This is a genomic window from Myxosarcina sp. GI1, assembly GCF_000756305.1.
Lineage (GTDB): Bacteria > Cyanobacteriota > Cyanobacteriia > Cyanobacteriales > Xenococcaceae > Myxosarcina.
The window spans coordinates 1-20,655 of the sequence record NZ_JRFE01000010.1; the positions used below are offsets into that span (position 1 = coordinate 1).

Annotated in this window: 19 protein-coding genes and 3 pseudogenes; 9 read left to right on the forward strand and 13 right to left on the reverse strand. The window is 39.8% G+C overall.

Annotated elements, in window-relative coordinates:
• Positions 1-188, reverse strand: a pseudogene (locus KV40_RS04890) (hypothetical protein); the annotation flags it as partial.
• Positions 189-909: 721 nt separating this feature from the next.
• Between KV40_RS04890 and KV40_RS04895 the strand changes: the two are divergent.
• The 5 genes and pseudogenes from KV40_RS04895 to KV40_RS04915 all read left to right on the forward strand — a co-directional run bounded on the left by KV40_RS04895 (position 910) and on the right by KV40_RS04915 (position 6,583).
• A complete protein-coding gene (locus KV40_RS04895) occupies positions 910-2,007 on the forward strand; it encodes a putative 2-aminoethylphosphonate ABC transporter substrate-binding protein (protein ID WP_036478463.1) in 1,098 nt (365 codons plus the stop codon).
• Positions 2,008-2,114: 107 nt separating this feature from the next.
• Positions 2,115-3,295, forward strand: a pseudogene (locus KV40_RS37225) (putative 2-aminoethylphosphonate ABC transporter ATP-binding protein).
• 8 nt (positions 3,296-3,303) lie between these two features.
• Positions 3,304-5,067, forward strand: coding sequence for a putative 2-aminoethylphosphonate ABC transporter permease subunit (locus tag KV40_RS04905; RefSeq protein ID WP_036478464.1), 1,764 nt, complete (start codon positions 3,304-3,306; stop codon positions 5,065-5,067).
• Positions 5,068-5,192: 125 nt separating this feature from the next.
• Positions 5,193-6,245 carry a DUF2278 family protein gene (locus KV40_RS04910; RefSeq protein WP_052055368.1) on the forward strand — a complete coding sequence of 351 codons (1,053 nt, stop codon included), beginning with the start codon at positions 5,193-5,195 and terminating at the stop codon, positions 6,243-6,245.
• A gap of 5 nt (positions 6,246-6,250) precedes the next feature.
• Positions 6,251-6,583: a hypothetical protein gene (locus tag KV40_RS04915; RefSeq protein WP_036478465.1), complete on the forward strand. Its 333-nt coding sequence runs from the start codon at positions 6,251-6,253 to the stop codon at positions 6,581-6,583.
• Between the two features lie 369 nt (positions 6,584-6,952).
• On the opposite strand, the gene KV40_RS04920 is transcribed toward KV40_RS04915, so the two are convergent.
• The 9 genes and pseudogenes from KV40_RS04920 to KV40_RS04960 form a co-directional block, all read right to left on the reverse strand.
• Positions 6,953-7,417, reverse strand: coding sequence for a dual specificity protein phosphatase family protein (locus tag KV40_RS04920; protein WP_036478467.1), 465 nt, complete (start codon positions 7,415-7,417; stop codon positions 6,953-6,955).
• Positions 7,418-7,499: 82 nt separating this feature from the next.
• On the reverse strand, positions 7,500-8,048 hold the full coding sequence (locus KV40_RS04925) for a hypothetical protein (RefSeq protein ID WP_072013775.1): 549 nt from the start codon (positions 8,046-8,048) through the stop codon (positions 7,500-7,502).
• 9 nt (positions 8,049-8,057) lie between these two features.
• The gene (locus tag KV40_RS04930; RefSeq protein WP_036478468.1) at positions 8,058-8,273 is read right to left on the reverse strand and encodes a hypothetical protein; all 216 of its coding nucleotides are present in this window, start codon (positions 8,271-8,273) and stop codon (positions 8,058-8,060) included.
• Between the two features lie 19 nt (positions 8,274-8,292).
• Complete coding sequence (gene arsC / locus KV40_RS04935) at positions 8,293-8,688, reverse strand: arsenate reductase, glutathione/glutaredoxin type (RefSeq protein ID WP_036478469.1); 396 nt, start codon at positions 8,686-8,688, stop codon at positions 8,293-8,295.
• A gap of 11 nt (positions 8,689-8,699) precedes the next feature.
• Positions 8,700-9,320, reverse strand: a pseudogene (arsH, locus tag KV40_RS04940) (arsenical resistance protein ArsH).
• A 29-nt stretch (positions 9,321-9,349) separates the two neighbouring features.
• On the reverse strand, positions 9,350-9,799 hold the full coding sequence (locus KV40_RS04945) for an ArsI/CadI family heavy metal resistance metalloenzyme (RefSeq protein WP_036478470.1): 450 nt from the start codon (positions 9,797-9,799) through the stop codon (positions 9,350-9,352).
• A gap of 66 nt (positions 9,800-9,865) precedes the next feature.
• On the reverse strand, positions 9,866-11,017 hold the full coding sequence (arsB, locus tag KV40_RS04950) for an ACR3 family arsenite efflux transporter (protein ID WP_036478471.1): 1,152 nt from the start codon (positions 11,015-11,017) through the stop codon (positions 9,866-9,868).
• 19 nt (positions 11,018-11,036) lie between these two features.
• Entirely contained in the window at positions 11,037-12,062 is a 1,026-nt protein-coding gene (locus KV40_RS04955) for a PstS family phosphate ABC transporter substrate-binding protein (RefSeq protein WP_052055369.1), read from the reverse strand.
• Positions 12,063-12,170: 108 nt separating this feature from the next.
• Positions 12,171-12,488, reverse strand: a complete 318-nt coding sequence (locus KV40_RS04960) for a helix-turn-helix transcriptional regulator (protein ID WP_036478472.1) — start codon at positions 12,486-12,488, stop codon at positions 12,171-12,173.
• A 552-nt stretch (positions 12,489-13,040) separates the two neighbouring features.
• Here KV40_RS04960 and KV40_RS04965 point away from each other — a divergent pair.
• Positions 13,041-15,014, forward strand: a complete 1,974-nt coding sequence (locus KV40_RS04965; protein ID WP_253274166.1) for a TrkA family potassium uptake protein — start codon at positions 13,041-13,043, stop codon at positions 15,012-15,014.
• A gap of 202 nt (positions 15,015-15,216) precedes the next feature.
• Here KV40_RS04965 and phnE read toward each other — a convergent pair whose 3' ends face one another.
• The 3 genes from phnE to phnC are packed head-to-tail and all read right to left on the reverse strand — an operon-like array spanning position 15,217 to position 17,945.
• The gene (phnE, locus tag KV40_RS04970) at positions 15,217-16,038 is read right to left on the reverse strand and encodes a phosphonate ABC transporter, permease protein PhnE (protein WP_216595531.1); all 822 of its coding nucleotides are present in this window, start codon (positions 16,036-16,038) and stop codon (positions 15,217-15,219) included.
• Between the two features lie 51 nt (positions 16,039-16,089).
• The gene (phnD, locus tag KV40_RS04975; RefSeq protein WP_036478475.1) at positions 16,090-17,076 is read right to left on the reverse strand and encodes a phosphonate ABC transporter substrate-binding protein; all 987 of its coding nucleotides are present in this window, start codon (positions 17,074-17,076) and stop codon (positions 16,090-16,092) included.
• A 35-nt stretch (positions 17,077-17,111) separates the two neighbouring features.
• Positions 17,112-17,945 carry a phosphonate ABC transporter ATP-binding protein gene (gene phnC, locus KV40_RS04980; RefSeq protein WP_052055370.1) on the reverse strand — a complete coding sequence of 278 codons (834 nt, stop codon included), beginning with the start codon at positions 17,943-17,945 and terminating at the stop codon, positions 17,112-17,114.
• Between the two features lie 285 nt (positions 17,946-18,230).
• Here phnC and KV40_RS04985 point away from each other — a divergent pair, with 285 nt between their 5' ends.
• From KV40_RS04985 to KV40_RS04995, 3 genes are all read left to right on the forward strand, one after another.
• Positions 18,231-19,373: an alpha-D-ribose 1-methylphosphonate 5-triphosphate diphosphatase gene (locus KV40_RS04985; protein WP_036478476.1), complete on the forward strand. Its 1,143-nt coding sequence runs from the start codon at positions 18,231-18,233 to the stop codon at positions 19,371-19,373.
• Positions 19,374-19,409: 36 nt separating this feature from the next.
• The gene (locus tag KV40_RS04990) at positions 19,410-19,955 is read left to right on the forward strand and encodes a hypothetical protein (RefSeq protein WP_052055371.1); all 546 of its coding nucleotides are present in this window, start codon (positions 19,410-19,412) and stop codon (positions 19,953-19,955) included.
• A 97-nt stretch (positions 19,956-20,052) separates the two neighbouring features.
• Positions 20,053-20,619: a PhnD/SsuA/transferrin family substrate-binding protein gene (locus KV40_RS04995; RefSeq protein ID WP_216595537.1), complete on the forward strand. Its 567-nt coding sequence runs from the start codon at positions 20,053-20,055 to the stop codon at positions 20,617-20,619.
• Positions 20,620-20,655: the final 36 nt, after the last annotated feature.

The following is a 20,655-nucleotide window of genomic DNA, read 5'->3' on the forward strand; positions in this document are numbered from 1 at the left end:
TCTTGATAAGCTTCTTTGAGAGTTATTTTGCCATTAGCCTCTAAACCACAAACATAAGCTACTTTTTGGGCAAATTCTTGCAGATTGGCGTTAAAAACCAGATTTTCTGGCTTAAATTCACCATGATAGTTGCCGATGGGATTTAAAAAGTTTTCGTTTTCTTGGTCGCGATCGAATTCTTCGGTCATTTTTTATCTTCTACTAAACAAAGCTAATTTCTCTCAAATTAAACGTTTTATTTAATCAAGATACCAATTTAAGCTGACAATTAAATTATAAACTTTCTAATGTCTATTCTGATACAGAACTTCTCGGTCGTATATGAAACACTTCGGTCATTTAGCTTTATGTATGTTTCGGCGATCGCTATTTGAGTTTATTTTGTACAAATTTAATATGCAATCTGCTGTATATAGCGATCCTATTTTATTTGTGAACTAAATAATGGGGAAAGGCAAGAGGCAAGAGGCAAGAGGCAAGAGGCAAGAGGCAAGAGGCAAGAGAATTTTTTCATGAATCATTTAGGATTGCTATATTACTTAATTTGTTAGAAAATTTAGACAATATTTACGTAATATTTTTATTTTTGCGTCATTAGTTTAGTAGTTGACGACAAACAAAAAAATAGAAAATTAGAATTTTTGCTTTTGGTTGAGTTTTTTATTTTAAGTATTATTTATTAGTTATAAACAAAAATGAATAGCTTGCGATCGCTATTCGATCTACCGCTCTAATAACAATAAAGAGATTAAATTGTATTAAATATTGCTAGCCACAACAAAAATAAATCTTTATTTTTGTAAATTAATCCCTTCTTAACTCGGAAATAAATCGGACTTAATTACTTATCTTTAATATATTTTTGTTTAAACAACTATAAAGTTAATTATTTTTAATTAAATTTAAACTATGTTTATTAACAGAAAAAAAGTTTTTTTAGGGCTGGTATCGAGTACGGCTTTACTTTTAGCTTTAGGTACGACCAGTTGTGTAAAACAACCACAAGCAGCTACCAGTACACCAGACGAAGCACAAGCAAGTAGTGGCACTGGTGCTGATTCAATTACAGTTTATACTGCTTTGGAAGACGATCAGCTTGGCGGATATTTAAAATCATTTAAAGAAGAACATCCCGATATTGAAGTTAATGTCGTTAGAGATTCTACAGGCATTGTTACCGCCAAGTTATTAGCAGAGAAAGATAACCCAAGAGCTGATGTTGTTTGGGGTTTGGCTGCATCGAGTTTACTGGTTGCCGACGAACAGGGGTTACTCGAACCATACGCACCAGCTAATTTAAAAAACGTTCAGGAGAAGCTAAGAGATAGTAGCGATCCGCCAAAATGGGTGGGTATTGATGCTTGGATGTCGGCTTTTTGCGTTAACACTATTGAGTTAGAAGAAAAGAATTTACCCATGCCTAATTCTTGGGCAGATTTAACCAATCCCGTATATAAAAATCAAATTGTCATGTCTAACCCAGCTTCTTCGGGAACAGGTTATCTGTCTGTTTCGGCAATTTTGCAAATGATGGGCGAAGAACAAGGCTGGGAATATCTCGACTCGCTACATCAAAACGTCGCTCAATACATGCACTCTGGTTCTAAACCCTGTAAGGTAGCGGGAACGGGAGAGTATCCCATTGGTGTTTCCTTTGGCTATCGCGCCGCTATTCAAAAGGAAGATGGCGAACCAATAGAAGCAGTGTTCCCTGAAGAAGGTTCGGGTTGGGATATTGAAGCTAATGCCTTAGTTAAGAAAGATAATATTAAACCTGCATCTAAAACTTTCTTAGATTGGGCAATTAGTAAAGACATTTCCCAACAGTACGCCGAAAACTTTGCCATTACTGCGGTTAAAACCGATGTCAAACCCCCCGCAGCATTTCCTAGCGATCCTACTGCCCAACTAATTGATAACGACTTTCAGTGGGCGGCAAATAATCGCGATCGCATCCTTGAAGAATGGAAAAGCCGCTACGACTCTAAATCCGAACCAGAAGAATAAGTAGAAAGTCAAAAGTTAAAAATCAAAAAAGTCAAAAACTAAAAATTAAAAGTAATTTAGCTTTTTTTGTCACTCGTATAAAACTCCTTTAATAAATATTTAGTATTATGACTAATTTTGAAGATGTTACCAGAATTACTTCTCTAGAGACTTTGGCAGAAGATCGGCTAAGAAGCGAACGCGCCTCTGTAAAGCAATCAGATTTGGGACAGCCATATTTGCAGTTAGAAAACGTTCATAAACAGTTTGGCGATTTTGTTGCCCTGCAAGACATCTATCTAGACGTTTATCCTGGGGAGTTTGTCTGTCTGCTGGGTCCTTCGGGGTGCGGAAAAACTACGTTGCTGCGGATTATTGCAGGTCTGGAACAACAGACAAAAGGACGGGTAATACAAGCTGGTAAAGATGTATCTAATTTTCCTGCTGCGAAAAGAGATTTTGGGATTGTCTTTCAATCTTATGCTTTGTTTCCCAATCTTACTGCGGCAAAAAATATTGCTTACGGGCTGGAAAATGCTAGGGAGTCAAGACCGAGTATTAAACAAAAAGTTGCAGAGTTACTAGAAATGGTTGGTTTGCCAGATATCGGTAATAAATATCCCGCCCAACTATCTGGAGGACAACAGCAACGGGTAGCGTTAGCCAGGGCATTAGCACTATCACCAGGGCTGTTATTGTTAGACGAACCGCTATCGGCTTTAGATGCCAAAGTTCGCGTCAGACTGCGTAACGAAATATCTCAGCTTCAAAAAAAATTGGGAGTAACTACAGTTATGGTCACTCACGACCAAGAAGAAGCTCTAGCAATGGGCGCATTGTAGTGATGGATCGGGGCTATATCGCTCAGACTGGTACGCCCCACGCAATCTATCAGCAACCCAATACCTCTTTTGTGGCTGATTTTATCGGCGTAATGAACTTTTTACCTGGAGTGGTTGAAAGTTCGGGAAAAGTGCGCTGCGGCAATCTTACCATTGACGTATTGCAAAAAGGAATTGGCAATCGCGAACGGGTTAAAGTTGCCATACGTCCCGAAGATATCGTGGCATTGGATGATAACTCCAACGAGACTAATTTGCCCAACTTACTAACGGCAACTATAGAAGACACTGAATTTTTGGGTTCTTCATACTTGGTTACTCTGGCACCAGAGGGAGACGCTAAAACCACGCTGACTGTCAGTTTACCAATTCAAGAAGCAAGACGACTGGATTTAAACACTAACGCAAAGATCGAGATTCAACTACCGCCAGAATCAATTCAAATCTTTCCCCTCGAAGCCAATTAATCTCCATCATGACTGCATCTACCAAACAAAATTTTTGGCAACGTCTATCCCTTAAAGGGCAGGTAAATACGGCTGAAGATTGGCTAATGCGAATCTTCATTGTGTTAGGAAGTTTGTTTCTGCTAATTGGCGTAGTGATTCCCCTCTACCCGATGCTAATTCGGAGTTTCCAAAATCGCGCTGGGGAATGGGTAGGGTTGAGTAACTACATCCGATATTTAACCACACCTGCGTTAGCGGCTTCTTTTACTAATAGTTTATTAATTGCGATCGCCACGACGCTAGTTTCTGTCATTCTGGCTTTTGGCTTTGCCTACGCCTTAACCAGAACCGCAATGGTAGGGAAAGGTATTTTTCGCACTTTGGGAATGTTACCTTTATATATTCCTCCTTTAGCTCATGCGATCGGCTTAATTTATTTATTTGGCAACCAGGGAATTATCACTACGGGCTTTTTTGGTCGCCTGCCTGGTTGGGATATCAATCTCTATGGCGAACACGGCATTATTATCGGCGAGGTTCTTTACTGCTTTCCGCAAGCTTTGGTAATTTTAATTACCGCTCTCAGCCTGACAGATGCGAGGCTTTATGAAGCGTCAGAAGTCTTAGGTTCACCTCCCTGGCGGACTTTTTTGACGGTAACTATTCCTAGCGTTAAGTACGGGCTAATTAGCGCTATTTTTGTCTGTTTTACCCTATCCTTTACCGACTTCGGCGTTCCCAAGGTAGTAGGCGGCAATTATAATGTTTTAGCTACGGATATCTATAAACAGGTAATCGGACAGCAAAACTTCTCAATGGGTGCAACTATCAGCGTCTTTTTGTTGATTCCTACCGTTGTGGCATATATTGTCAATCGCATCGTGCAGCGTCGGCAAAATGCTCTAGTCAGTGCCAAGGCAGTTCCCCTCCAGCCCAAACCCAATCCTCTATTAGACGGAATTATGTTTGGCTTTTGCTTGTTGGTTGTTGCTACTGCCTTAATAGTTTTTGGCACAATTATTTTTGCCTCCTTGGTTAAGGTTTGGCCCTATGACTTTAGCTTGAGTTTGAACAACTACGACTTTACTGGTGTCGGTGGCGGTGGCTACGATTCCTATTGGAACAGCATTCGCATGGCTGGTTATACTGCCGTTGTGGGTACAATTTTAGTATTTATTGGTGCTTACTTAGTAGAAAAAGGCAAAGGTCTGGCTTGGTTGCGAGGAGTTAACTATTTTCTATCGACTCTGCCTTTGGCTTTACCAGGATTAGTGTTGGGTTTGGCTTACGTGTTCTTTTTCAATCAGCCTACTATTCCCATTCCTGCTACCGAATATGCCTTTGTAAATCCCCTAAATTCTCTTTATGGCACGATGGGAATTTTGGTATTGTGTAACGTCATTCACTTTTACACGGTTTGTTTTTTAACTGCCAATACCGCCCTCAAACAATTAGACCCCGAATTTGAAGCGGTTTCGGCATCCCTTTCCGTTCCTTTTTACAAAACCTTCTGGCGCGTCACGGTACCGATGTCTATCCCAGCAATTTTAGAAATTGGCATCTATTACTTTGTCAACGCCATGATTACCATTTCGGCAATTATTTTTCTCTATCCTGCCGATTTACCGCTAGCAGCAGTGGCAATTGTCAATATGGATGATGCAGGGGATATCGATGCTGCGGCAGCGATGTCTGCGCTGTTGGTTTGTACCAGTTTGGCTGTAAGAATTATTTACTGGTTGCTTACGCAAAGACTGCGAAAACGCACTCAGGCTTGGTTACAGCGGTGATTCTAGAGCTTTAACCGCTTCACGGTAGTTATTAGTTGTTAGTTATTAGCTAAAGGCTAACGGCTAAAGGCTCAAAGCTTGCTTCAATTCGGAAAAATTTTATTTAACGGAGGAAATTTTTAACAATGCCAATTAATAAGTACGGTGTCTGGGTTGCCAAGCCAATTAGAGTCAGTGCCGAACGCGCAGAACAAGATCCGCGATCGCCCCATATTCATCTTTTCTATCAAAATGAAGTAGATAGTGGAGAGGAGTTTAGAGCCTCGATTAACGTCAAATCCCTGTCAGAAATATCCGAGCTAGTTTTTTGGTTGGTTTTAGATTTTCAACATCCCATAGTTAACCAGTTAAGAGGATTAAAACGAGGATTTCAACAGATACCTAGTCAGCCTGGCGGTGTAGCTTTAGACTACATTCGCGGTAACTTAATGGATTTCGATCGCGGTCGGATTTTACCTCACGATTTACCAGACGAACGGGACGATATTATCGATTACGTAATGCCAGAACTACAGGCTGCGATTAACCGCAACGCTATGGTATATCTTTTTGGTGAACCTTACGACGATATGAAGGGTATTCATAATATTCACATGAATCAGGGGAGTGCGGGTAGGTTTGCTAGTTCTAATGGCGTGTGGCAAGATGGCGGAATTATTATTTATTTTCCTGATGAAAACCGTTTTGCAGCAATTTGGCTGGCTTTTGCTTCTCAAGCCGTTCATACTGACGAACAGACGGGAAATGCTCTATCAGGTAGTCAGAACTTTGCCCAATTACTTGGTGGAGATGGCACTCAAGAACCAGAAGTTGAAAAAGAAAAAATTACTGACAATCGCCGCGTGGCAATTATGGCGGCTTTAGTCAATCCTGTGGGTAGCGAAAATCAGGGAAATGAAAATGTAGAACCAGAAGCAGTTTACTTACTCAATCGTTCTTTGGAAGATATATCCCTCAGAGGCTGGTCTTTGCTCAATATCAAAGATGAAGCTCAGACAATTTCAGACGATACCATTTTAGCTTCTGGAGAAACTCTTCAAATAGCGGTCGATCGCATTTCTCTCTCCAACCAGGGAGGATTAATTTCTCTCCTCGACGATCGCGGTTATAAAGTCGATGGCGTAAGCTATACCAAAGAACAAGCAAGACGAGAAGGAGAATTAGTTTTTTTCAGGTAAACTCGATGAAAATTGCCGCCTTTAATGTAGAAAATTTATTCGATCGCGCTAGAGTATTCAATCGTGATAGTGAGAATGCCACTCAGGAAATATTAGATGCTGTAGCAGAAATTAACGGTCTATTCGAGCGAGATATTTATACCGATGAGGTACTAGATCGAATGCGGGAATTAATAGAAAAGTTAGATTTGGCTAAAAGCGACGAAGGAACTTATGTTCCGTTGTATTCTAAAGGATTAGCTAGCGCGTCGCAAAACTTGCAAGTTTTGCTACAAATTTCAGGTTTACGGTTTTGTTGGACTTTTCCTATTGCAAAAGTTAATGGCAAAAGTCTGTGATTAATGCACTACGTTTTATCACAAATTTGACCTGGAGATGTGCAGATTAGTTATGCTTGCTAAAATACTTACTTTGTCAGCATTTCGGGCTAGATTATCGTATGATAGATTTGCGCTTTTCTATTCATAGTCGGCTTGAATAATGCTGTATCAGTTTATTTGTATTACGCCATTGAGCTTTGAAGAAGTTACGCTACTTAATCTCAAAAGTTACACGAAAATTAAAAATGTGCGAAGCAAACACGATTCGAGAAATCGCTTATCTTTGTACTAATTAGTTAGTACAAAGTCTATTTATACGGACGTTAAAATAGACTATCTCTTCAACTCTAGAGTTTCTTCCCTAAACTTTCTAATCTCTTTCTAATTTTAGGTTTTCGCCAATAATTGGGGAAGAACAGAAAGAAATTCTCTTTGAGCATCTCTTAATTCGGCGGTAGGACGGGCTTTTTGAACTAAAGAGAGCGCACGTTCTGGGTATTCTCCTTTAGCTACCAAATAGGCAGCAAGTAATGTTCCCGTTCTACGGTTGCCACTGGTACAGTGAACTACTACTGGCTGATTATTTTCTATTAATGGTTCGGCAAATTCAACAAACTTCTTTACCTGCTCCACAGTTGGTGGTTTACCTCCTGTAGTTGGTAGCCAAAGAGCTTGAAATTTTGCATTTTTATATTCTTCAATTCCTGAAGATTCATCCATAACTGAGACAATGCCTCGCATACCTGCTTGATAAAGTCGGGGTAAATCTTCGGACAGAGGACGAGACATACCTGCTAGTTTTTCTGGGATGAGCCACCAAACATAATCGGGGCATGGTGTTTGTTCAGACATATTAAATCTAAGGTTACTTTTATGTTGGGTTATAAGGAAGAGAACATCGATATTGCAAGGTACGATCGCAATCTTGTAACAACTAGAAAATTTTGTCGGTGCTAATATTTGTTAATTCTGGAGCGATCGCATAATATTTTTGTAAATAAGTAAGATAGCAATCTTCTTTTTCTTGTTTACTTAAATCTGGTTTAACTCTTACAACAAAATCATAATCTTCAATGGTTTTATTTTTGCCATTGCAATTACCTTCGGTTAAATCTATTCGATAGGATTGATACTCTAAAAAGCAGTGAATTTGAGGAATAAAACTTAAGCCATAAGGCTGGATAATTTGATTGACACCAGTTATAATTTCATCGTTTAAACGGTAGAAACCCAGGTTTTTATAAACTTCTAATCCCAACTCTTGCGCTAATCTGGCAATAATTCCATGTTTTGTAGTACAAGTTCCTCGCCTTTGTTCAAAGATAATTAAAGAATTACTAGAGTCAGAATTAAATCCATAGGGTAAATTTTTAACCCAGTGACAAGCTTGATGAAATGTTGCTATTTCTAAGTCAAGAAATTTTTGAGCAACTATCCCTTCAGATGAAATCGAGATATCGGGCAAGGACTCAAGAGAATTCATATTTTTTAATTATTTAACTTGCATACTTTCTAAAAATGCGATCGCTTCTTCGGTATGAAGACGAAGTTGAGGAATATCTCCCACTGATAAAATCCACCGCTCTTCAACTTGTTGTAATTTCCATCTTTGGTCGGGGTTTTGGGGCAGTATTAGCCAAGAGTTTGATTCCTGACATTGACAGATGAACCCCCAGGTTCTGGCTTGACTGACTACGGAATCGAGCAATTTAATCTGATATTTTCTCTTAGCTAAGTCGATCGATTAGTTTGGTTACTCGCTCTTTAATTTCATTCCTGACACGGTGAAACGTCTCTATCGGTTTGCCATCGGGGTCTTCTAATTCCCAATCTTCAAAAATTTCTTGTGTGACCCATTCAGGAGGTAAACCCGTACCGCAACCACACATAGAAATGACTGCATCGTAATCTCGGGCATTAAAATCGCTTAAAGCATCGGAGGTTTGATTACTAATATCGATACCAATTTCTGACATGACCTCTTTGGCTGTAGGATGTACGCGACTGGCTTCTAACCCAGATGATGTCACCTTAATCTTGCCTTCTCCTAGCGTTTTTGCCCAACCTTCCGCCATTTGAGAGCGACAGGAGTTTCTTTTACAGACAAACATGACATTTTTCATAATTTTTATAATTAGCTATTTGCTTGTTCTCTGGCTTTCCGTTCGCTATATCGGTCGGTTAAATAATCCACCTTATCCCGTAGTAGCAGGGTAAATTTATACAGTTCCTACATTACATCCACTACTCTGTCTCGGTAAGAAGAATCCTTCATAGTGCCGTCTTCATTAAACTCCTGGTAAGCTTTAGCTACTGATGATTGATTGGGAATGGTAAACATCCTCATCCACCGTCCTAAGATTCTTAAAGTATTAACCGCATTAAACGATTGCGAACCACCACTTACCTGCATCACAGCTAGAGTTCTTCCCTGAGTCGGTCTGACCGCACCTAAGCTCAAAGGTATCCAATCTATTTGGTTTTTGAGTATGCCCGTCACATTGCCGTGCATTTCAGGGGAAGACCATACCTGACCTTCCGACCACTGACTTAACTCTCGTAACTCCTGCACTTTGGGATGAGTTTCTTCAACTTGTCCCCTGAGTGGTAGTTCGTGAGGATGAAAGAATTTAACTTCCGCTCCCATCTCACTAATAATGCGGGCTGCTTCTTCTGCTAACAGACGACTGTAGGAACGCTCTCTTAACGAGCCATACAAAAATAAGATTCTCGGTGGATGTTCGAAATTGGTCATTCTGATTTGTAAAAATAGGTTTGGACTATCTAGTTACAGCAAGGTTGTTGTGTTTTGCTACTTTCTAGGTTGGGTGTAACTTGGCGATTGGTTTCGGGGGTAGTATCTGCTACCTTAACCACAAACACCTCCCAACTCGTGCCGTCGGGGTCTGTTACCCAAACTTTGTCCTGTAGGGCATAGCAACAATCTCTATCCTTTTCTTCAAAAGTTGCCAATCCTGCCTGTTGAAAACGAACGACCGCATCTCTGACATCTTCCGAACTTTCTACCTGTAAACCTAGATGGGATAGCGTTCCTCCAGGATTAATACTCGAACTAGCTTCTAAGGTGAGATTGAGGGACGGATTGTTAAGGTCAAATTTAGCATAATCGGCTTTGTATTTAACGGGTTCAGTGCCTAACATCGCCCGATAAAATGCTACTGAATCTTCTAAATTGCTGACTTTTAAGGAAACATGAGGTTTTAAGGCAATCATGACAATATCTCCAAAAGAATTTGTGAATGAACAATGGACAATTGATAATTAACAGTTTATTTCTACTTACTTATAAGAACTGACACAACGAGGGTCGAGTAAAGTCGCTTTTTCTGGTTGTCGGGGAAACCAATTAGCGGTGCGCTTGCAAAATTTTACTAACATCAGCATGACTGGCACTTCTATCAGCACCCCCACTACTGTGGCTAAAGCTGCACCAGAATTAAGACCGAACAAAACTACGGCTGTGGCGATCGCTACTTCAAAATGGTTACTTGCCCCGATTAAGGCTGCGGGGGCTGCGTCTTCGTAATCTAAACCGAGTTTTAATCCTGCAACGTAGGTAATTAAGAAAATAAAGTTAGTTTGGATAAATAAGGGAATGGCAATTAATAAAATGTGTAGGGGGTTGTTGACGATTAATTCTCCTTCGAAGGCAAATAAGAGAACTAAGGTTAATAATAATGCTGCGATCGCAATAGGGGAAAGATAATGTAAAAACTTTTCTTCAAACCAGCGTCTTCCCTTATTATGGAAAATCCAGTAACGGCTATAAACTCCTGCTAGTAAAGGCAATCCGACATAGATTAATACCGATAAAACAATGGTTTCCCAGGGGACAGTAAGATTGTTCGCAGAAAGCAACCATTTACCTAAAGGTGCGTAGAGAAACAACATCGCCAAGGAGTTAACTGCCACCATTACTAAAGTATGTCCTTGGTTACTGTACGATAAGTAACCCCACATCAACACCATAGCGGTACAGGGAGCAATTCCCAGTAAAATCGTGCCAGCGATATAAGAATTAGCCAGGGTAACTTCTACCCCTCTAATCAATTCTGTCTCTGACAAGAAAGATTGAAATAACCAACCCAGAAAAAACTGGGCAAAAGCCACCATTGTAAAAGGTTTAATCAGCCAATTAATTACTAGAGTTAACAATACTGGTTTGGGTGATTTTGCTGCCTGCTTTGCCTGAGAAAAGTCAATTTTGACCATGATGGGATACATCATGAAAAACAGACAAATGGCAATGGGAATAGAGACGTTATAAACGCTCATGGCATCGAGGGATTGAGCCACCCCAGGAAAAACTTTACCTAGAATAATTCCCCCAGCAATACACAGGGCAACCCAAAGGGTGAGATATTTCTCGAATATGTTTAATTGACCGCCAGCTTGGACAGCTTGGGCGTTAACTTGTGAATCTGGATTCATATAGCTATTTACTTAGGAATTAAAATCTGGCTTGTTTGCGTAACAATTCTGGGATAGTCAGGTTAAATTGAGATTGTCCCTCAAATACCGTTCCTACTTCTCCTCTATGAAAGGTTACTTTATCAATGTGGTAAGCTTCCTCTGGTAAAGGAACATACCCTACTTCTGGTACGAGCTCAGGTGCTTGAGCCAAATAAAAATCAATAAACTCTCTCAATGCTTTATTTTTCTGTGCTGAAGCTGCGTTGATATAAATAAATAAGGGACGGGATAAAGGCTGATATTGAGATTGTTCTACGGTTTCTACTGAAGGTAATATCGCACCTCTGCCACTATCAACTGCTACCGCTTTGAGGTCATTGGCTTTTTGTTCGTAGTAAGCCAGCCCGAAGTATCCCAGTGCATCGGAGTCTTGGCTCACTCCTTGCACTAATACATCATCATCTTCACTTTCTGTAACATCGCTGCGAGAAGCACCCGCTTTTCCCACTACCGCCTCGGTAAAGTAATCATACGTTCCCGAATCTTTACCAGGAGCATAGAGATTTAGAGGACGGTCGGGAAAAGTTTCTCTAACCTGATTCCAACGAGTAATTTTACCTTCAGCTTCGAGCGACCAGATTTTATTTAACTCTTCAACGGTGATATTTTCTAACCAATCATTTTGCAGATTGACTACTACCGTCAGAGCATCAAAGGCAATGGGTAATTCAATGTAGCGAACCTCTGAACTATTACAGGCTTCCATCTCATCTAACTGAATCGGACGGGAAGCATTGTTAACATCAGTTTCACCAGCACAGAATTTATCAAAACCGCCACCAGTACCAGAAAACTGTACTTCAATATCTACTGGCTTTTTTAGGTTGGCTTGATAATCTTCAACTATCTTTCTCGTAATAGGATAGACGGTGCTAGAGCCATCAATTTTTATTGTTTGAGTCTCTTGAGCAGCCAGGGGATTGTAAAGGGTAAGCAATGCCGTTCCCAATCCCAACGCTAGCAATTGAAGAGATTTTATTAGGGTTTTATCTTGAACTTTCATATTTAATTACTCCACTCAAAACTGTCGGAGTAATCTCATTATATATCAAAAAATATTGATGTATAAAAATTATTTGATGGGTTAACTGAAGTTTAAGATTTGATTATTTCACTGGCAGCCTCTAGCAGGTAATATATCGCTATAACGCCTATATTCAGCTAAATATTGCTCTAATATTACGAATTGAGCTAAATTCAGACTATAGTATATCCAACGTCCTTGTTGTCTAGAATTGACGAGATTAGCTTCTTTCAGGTTTTTGAGATGGAAAGACAGTTTGGATTGACTCACATCAAGTTGTTCGCAGAGTTCGCAAACGCAAAGTTCCTGAGAGCGAAGAAGCTCGAGTATTTGTAGCCTTAAAGGATCTGAGAGTGCGCGGAAAGCAGACCAAATCTGGATTGATTCTTGTGTAGTAGCCAACATCAAAATTTATTGATATGTTTTTTTTATTCTACGAGAGTAAACTTATTTTTAAACAGATTACACAAGAAAATATAGGCTTTTCTCTTACAGCTAAAGATTTTGAAAGTAGATAGTTTAGCCGTATCGCTGGCAACTCCCCCTAATTTACTTTTTGTCTCCTTGAGTCTCCAACAGTGTCGCAAAACATAGTGCATAAATCATCAACTTTTGCTACTAATATTTGCCAGAACAAGAGGCGGGTGAAACATAGAAACTTCGTCAAGTTATAAACCGTCGCTAATGTTAGCAATAAAAAATGACAAGTTAAAGTTAACAACTGTCATTGTTAATTTTAACTTGTCAATTGTTTAATTTTTGTACAAAAATATTTCACTTGCAGCTATTTTTAGAGAAATAAAATTTATTCGTATCTATAGTAAGGTTGATTTTGGAGTCTAACCGTCGACTTATAAGTAAATAAAATAATGTAAGCAGATTTAAGCAATCGCGAAAGCAATACGCGCAAGTATCATTTAAGTGTTATGTGACGAAAAAAAAAATACAGATCTTAATGTGGATTGGTTTTTAGTCTGTGGTTTGGGTAGTTTGGGACAACATTGCGTTGTCGCTTTAGCCGAGTTTGGCGTAAAAGTAAATGCAATCGAGCTAATAATTCCTCCTAGTTGGGAAATCGAAACTCTACCAGAGTTATTAGATGACTTAATTGTAGGAGATTGTCTGCAAGATAAGACTTTAATCCAAGCGCAGATTTTACAGTGTCGCGCCGCGCTGATAGTTACTAGCAATGAAAGGGTTAATATCGAAACCGCTTTAGCCATTCGTCAACTTAATCCCGACACGCGGTTAGTAGTACGATCTGCACAGTCTAATCTTAATGAGTTACTCTCTCAGCAGCTAGGTAACTTTATCGCCTTCGATCCTACAGAATTACCAATTGCTGCTTTTACCCTCGCCGCCTTGGGAACGGATATTTTAGGCTATTTTACTCTCGATGACCAAATATTTCGAGTTTGTCACCGCGAGATCGAATCTGGCGATCGCTGGTTGAGGCGTTCTATTTATGAATTAGAATCCCATCAACGAAAAATTCTGGCACATAACAGATTCGATCCTGTTGAAGATTTAACTTTGGAACCACCAGACTCTGAAGTTTACCTATCGGTAGGAGACAGACTTGTTTATTTAGAGACTGCTGCTGAATCCTATTCTCCAGTTAATAGTTTGCACTCTCAGCCTCAAAGAGAGAGAAAACGCCGAAATAGTCTACATTTCAAATTTAATTGGAAAACCCTAGTTAATTTTTTCCTTAACCTGAACTTTCGCCAGCAGGTAAGACAGTTGGCTATTGTATATACGATTGTTTTGTTAATATTGCTATTTAGCGGCACGATTTTATTCTACTGGCGTTATCCAGATATCGAACCGCTATCAGCTTTTTTATCGACAGCAATTTTGTTACTAGGTGGATACGGCGATTTATTTGGAGAAATAGAAGCAGTTACGCCTTTTCCTTGGTGGCTAAAATTGTTTAGTTTGGGTTTGACTCTGATTGGTACGGCATTTGTAGGCGTACTATATGCTCTATTAACCGAAGCCTTGCTTTCCTCTCGCTTTAATCTGGCAAATAAACCTCTAAAAATTCCTCACGAAAATCATGTAATTATTTTCGGTATGGGTAGAGTCGGACAAAAAATTGCTAGTTGGCTGACTAGGTGGCAGCAGCCTCTAGTGGGAATCACCTCAAATACAGACTTTTTTCAGCAAGCCGCAACAAAAATCCCCTTAATTTGCGGCAATCTCATTCAAAGTTTATCTCTGGCACATTTAGAAAGGGCTAGAAGCGTGGTAATTGTTACCGATAATGATGTTTACAATTTAGAAGCCGCACTAATGACACGACGGATATATCCTCACCTCAATTTAGTTGTTCGTACTGCTGGATTGCGTTTGCGGCAACATCTCCACCAATTATTGCCAGATGCACGCATCTTAGACATTCATACCCTATCTGCTGCTGCCTTTGCAGGGGCAGCTTTTGGCGAAAACATTATCAGTTTGTTTCGTTGGGAAAAACAAACAATCTTAGTAACCGAGTATCAAATTGAAGTCGAGGACACTTTACACGATTTAAAGTTATCAGATGTTGCTTATGGTTATGGTGTCGTTCCCGTACTCTACCAAAAACCCAGTCAAGCATCTATCGTCTTTCCTATAGAAGAATTAATTCTTAAATCGGGCGATCGCTTGGTAGTCTTGGCAACGATCGCAGGATTAAAAAGCATCGAACTGGGAGAATTAGATCTTACCCTCAAAAATGTGCGCGTGAGAATCGAATCGGTTGTAACTCCAGACGCATACTTTGAAGGTGCCAATCTTATTTATCGAATTGCAGGCTGCGATCTGAGCATAGCCAGACAAACAATGGCAGAGTTACCACAAACACTACCTTGTCTTCTCTATCGCGATTGCGCACATAGGCTAGTTAGAGAGTTAAGAAAAGCACTGGTTATCGCTCGCATATTGTAATTTTCAACAAACTGCTTATAGCGGTTCTCAATTAGTTGAGGTACAAATTTAAACTTAGAACAAATTGCCTGAATATCTGTTGCGCGGACTGGAGTCCGCCGCCAGCTTCGCTGTCGGATCGGCGTATGCCGATCGCTTTTTGCCTTTTGCCTTACAAAACCAAAGTGTACCTCATATGACCGAGAATTGCTGTAATACTTTTTTAAACTAATGAATTTCTCAACTTAGCCGAGATGGTATCGATGATGCTCGTAGCCAAAATCAAGATAATCAAGATGGCGCAGACTTTACCATAATCGAAAGATTGAAAACTTTGATAGAGCGAAACGCCAATTCCCCCCGCACCGACAATACCTAGAACTGAAGCAGCACGAACATTAGATTCAAAACGATATAGGGTAAAAGAAGTCCAGAGAGGAATTACCTGGGGAATAATGCCAAAGATAATCTCCTGAATTTTACTAGCTCCCGTTGCCCGAACTCCTTCAACTTGCCCTGGCTCGATCGCTTCGACAGCTTCGGAAAACAATTTACCCAAAGCTCCTGCTGTATGAACGAATAATGCCATTACTCCCGCAAAAGGACCCAAACCTACAGCAACGACAAACACCAGGGCAAAAACAATTTCGTTAATCGCTCGCATGGCATCTAACAGCCTGCGGGTAGGCTGTACGATCCAAACTGGACAGACATTTTCCGATGCTAGTACCGATAGGGGAACTGCCGCGATCGCTGCCAGTAAAGTTCCCCAGATTCCCATAGAGATAGTAATTATCGTATCTTCCAAATAAGTTTGCCAGTAAGAAAAATCGGGAGGAAAATAGGATCTGGTATACTCAACCATATTTCCTCCACGTTGAAGCAGCAGCGGAAAATTTAATTCGCTTTGTCGGTAGGAAAATATTAAAACAGCGATAGTTGCAACAAGGAAAATTACTTTACCCGTAGTAACTCTTTTATCCTCCTTGGCTAACATCTGCGCTACTTCGGCAGACATTTCTTGATTGCTATAAGTCGCTTTCATAATATTTTAAAATTGACAATCAATCAAACATTGTCAACTGTCCATTGTTTATTATTCAATCGCTTCTAACTGTTGATTTAATTCGGCAATTTGCTTGTCTTTTTCTGATTGAGGCAAATTATCGTTAGCTTGAATAGCTAAAATTTTCTCACCGATGTCTAATTCGCGAATGGGATTCCAAATATTATCCGCAGCAGCATCGAATCCAGCCCACTCTAAAGGTCCGAGTACGGATTCATCTTTGTAGCTGTAGAAAAAGTCTTTGACTTGAGTTTTAAGATCTTCGGGTAAATCTTTGCGCCAGGCAATGGGATCGCTGGGAATCAAAGTAGAAGTCCAGACAACTTCGATATTTTCTCTGGCTTGAGGATTAGTTTTCTCCAAACGGCTGAGAGACTCGCTGTTGTTGGTGGCTACATCTACCTGTTCGTTAGCTACGGCTAAGGCAGTAGCCTCATGATTGCCTGCAAATATCAAACGTTCAAAAGCTGTTTTGGGGTTGACTCCATTTTTAGCAAAGACATAGTAGCTAGGAACTAAGTAGCCAGAAGTGGAGTTGGGATCGTTAAAGGCAAAAGTTAGATCGGCAGCGTTTTGCACTACAAAATTATCACCACCAAGTTCTTTGGCTTCTGTAACTCTAGGGTTATTTTTATTCATAATTAAATGAGAATAATAACCCTTGGTTCCATCTTCGTTAACAGTTTGGGCAAATACTTCCGCATCGGCGATCTTAGCAGCTTCGATGTAAGATTTACCGCCATACCAAGCTAACTGCACCTGTCCAAAACGCATTGCTTCAATTACTCCTGCATATTGGGTAGCATAAAAAGCTTTAACTGGCATTCCCAACTGTTCCGACATTGCCGAAATAAAAGGTTCCCAAATTGGTTTTTGATTAGCTTGAGATTCGGTGGAGATAATGCCAAAGTTTAGTTCTTTAATTTCTTGTGCCTTGGCAGAACTAGATAACAACCTGGTTGCTGCAATCGAACCAGCAAATATAGAAGTAGTTTTAATAAATGAGCGTCTTTTCATAGTTTTTTTAAAGTTGTTAAAAATAAAAATCGTTTTTAAAAATTTTCGGCGTGAGCTTTGACTAATAAATTTTCATCGCCACTGACCTCTCCATGTCCTCGCAATACCAGTTCATCTACTGCCGAACCATAGATGCTGGTAAGTCGTTTATCGTCTAATTCTGCTACCGCACCATCAAACATGACTCGCCCATCCCGCAGAGCGATCGCTCTAGGAAAATACTGTCTGACCATTTGCACCTGATGGAGAGAAGTAACTACGGTAATGCCTTCGCTGTTTAGTTCGCAGAGTAATTCCATTACCTTTCTGGCTGATTCGGGATCTAGTGAGGCTATGGGTTCATCGGCGAGAATAATTTTTGCTCCCTGTACCAAACATTTAGCGATCGCCACACGCTGTTGCTGTCCGCCAGATAGTGTAGATGCCCTCTGGTAAGCCTGTTCGAGAATACCGACTCGCTGTAAAGCCGCTAAAGCCCGAGCTTTTTCCCGTTTGCTAAATTGACGAAAAAGCGATCGCGTTAGGGAAACTTTAGCTAAATTGCCGATCGAAACATTTTCTAAAACGGTTAGTCTGCCGACCAAATTAAACTGCTGGAAAATAAAGCCAATTTGACTCCGCAGACGACGAATTCGTGAATGATTCTTACCGCTATTTTGCAGTAGAGTATCAAAGATTTTAACTATTCCCGCATCGGCAATCTGCAAACCATTGAGATTACGCAATAAAGTCGATTTACCAGAACCAGAAGCACCAACGAGAGCCAGCATTTCCCCCTTATTTGCAGCAAAGCTAACCTCATCTAAAGCTACTTTACCTTTAAAGCTTTTAGTTAAATTTTTAACTTCTATCGCTATGGTATTAGTCAAACTTATTTCCCATAATCTATACTATGGAAATAGTTTGTAGGATTTTGTTTAAGTAAAGAATATAATTATTTTATGAATTGGTTAAAAATAATAATTATCTAATTATTTGAAAACAAATCGATTGAGTGATGTTCTATGTTTAAATAATTTGAAAATTGATTATTTATATTTAGCTCGATTTAAGTTTAATGTAATATTATCTTTTAATTTAAAGCTAAACTGTCTTTAATTTATATTTCACTAAAGAAAGCATAAACTGCAAAGTAATATTAAAACCAGAAATAGATGCAGGAACAGATATACACTAACTACCGCTTGCTCTTACCAACCGAAGAAGTTTTAGGCACGATCGCAGTCAAAGATGGTATTATTGTCGATATTCAGCCAGGAATAATATCTCAGGGACAAGACGGCGCGGGTAATTATCTGTTACCAGGGTTAATCGAATTGCATACGGATAACTTAGAAAAGTGTATTTCTCCTCGTCCTGGGGTAAGGTGGAATTTAGATGCAGCAGCAGTAAATCACGACAGAGATTTGATTAGTTCTGGGATTACCACAGTCTGTGATGCGATCGCTATAGGCGATGTTACCCCCAAACAAGACTCGTTACGCCTCCATCATTATGCACCGATAATAGATGCCGTCTCCGAAGGACAAACCGCAGGAAGGTTTAGTGCAAATCACCTTTTGCATTTGCGTTGCGAACTGGGTTACGAACATCTCTACCAAACTATCGAGCCACTAACACATCATCCATTATTAGCACTAATATCTTTGATGGATCATACTCCTGGTCAGCGTCAGTTCATTAACGTCGATAAATACAAGCAATATTATGTAGGCAAACATGGCGTACCAATAGAAAAGATGGAAGATTTTGTAACCATGCGTCTAGAAAATCAACGACAGTACGCTAAGAACAATAGACAGGCTTTAGTAAACCTAACCCAAGCAAAAGGGATATCCCTAGCCAGTCATGATGATGCTACCGTAGAACACGTCAGACAGGCGATCGCTGAAGGGGTAGTATTGGCAGAATTTCCCACTACCATTGATGCGGCTAAAGAAGCACATAGTAATAGTTTGCAGGTGCTAATGGGTGCGCCAAATATAGTTTTGGGTGGTTCTCATTCGGGTAACGTATCGGCAATGGAATTAGTCGAACTAGATATTGTAGATATTATTTCTTCTGACTATGTACCTAGAAGCTTATTGCAGTCGATATTTATTATCTGCCAGCAAACTAATAAGCCACTGTATGAAGCGATCGCGTTAGTTACTCTCAATGCAGCTAAAGCAATTAATTTAGATATTGAAATTGGTAGTTTGGAAGTAGGTAAAAAAGCCGACTTTATTAGCGTACATGATGATGGCATCGTTCCCAGAATTTTAGAAGTATACAAACAAGGAAAACGAGTTGCCTAAAGTAACGAGTTGCCTAAAGTCAGGAGTAATTGTTCATTGTCCATTATCAATTATCAATTCATAATCTATGCTTGTCCCGTTGGGAAATTAAATAGCCAGATTGAAACTTATTTTAATAAGAGTCGCGAATTGTATGGTGAGAACTCGGCACATAAATATATGCCTCACTGTAGCTTAACGGGATTTTTTGCCGATGAACTTAGTTCGATTCCAACTTATATTCAGGCTTTAAACAAAGCTTATATAGAGGCTGAAAATAATTTGTCTGTGGATATAGAAATAAAACAGTTGTCTTTTAGAGAAAATTGGCATGGTTTGGAATTACAAGCCGAAGGACTCAAACAGCTAATGTTCAATTTTACCCGTATAGAAACTTCTACTACACGCCAAGAGGTAATAAGAATCAAAGATTGGCTACATCTCAGTTTGGCTTATGATTTCGACCGCAGACATTCGGCAGAACTTAAAAATTTAGCCTTAGAAATTATCGCTCTTAAAGCTAAAGTAGATTGGGAATTATGTTTTTATCAAAAAAACGCCGATTGGACTTGGACGTGTTTAAAAACTTGGTCGCTTGTTTGAGTTTTAAATTACAGATAACTTTTCATTAACGCGAACGCAATCATCAACTTGTAAACTGCAATGAGATTTTGTAGATTATAAATATGCCGAACCTTTTATTGCCATTACTCGCCCTAACTATCGTTCGGTAATAGCGGTACACGCAGACAGTGGAATCAAATCTCTCAGCGACCTCAAAGGTAAAACCATTGCCATGTCCGATCTTGGTTCTACTAGCGGACAGTTGGGACCAACTAAAATCTTAGTTGATGCGGGTTTGCAACCAGAAGCAGACATCGAAATAAAAATGCTAGGGGATGCCGATTTACAGGCATTTCAAAATGAAGATGTTGCAGCTTGGGGTGGTTCGGCTTTAGATTACGATCGCTTTATGCAAGCTAAAAGCCTCAAGTCAGAAAGTTATCCGATTATTAAAAATGGCGATCTTTTACCCAGCGATGTCTTTATTGCCAGTAGCGATTTAGATACCGAATACGTCGCCGAACTTCGCGATCGCATGGTAGAAAACCAGGATAAATTAATTGACGCTATTGTGGCGGTTGAAGCAAATGAAAAATATCAGGGTTCAGAACTTGTCGAAGCAAAAGATGCCGATTACGATCCTATCCGCGAAGCGTATCAGGCGATCGGCGTTAATGATTTTACCGAATTTGTCGGTGAATAGTAGGAGCGTTTTGCAAAACGCCCTTACAGATAATTG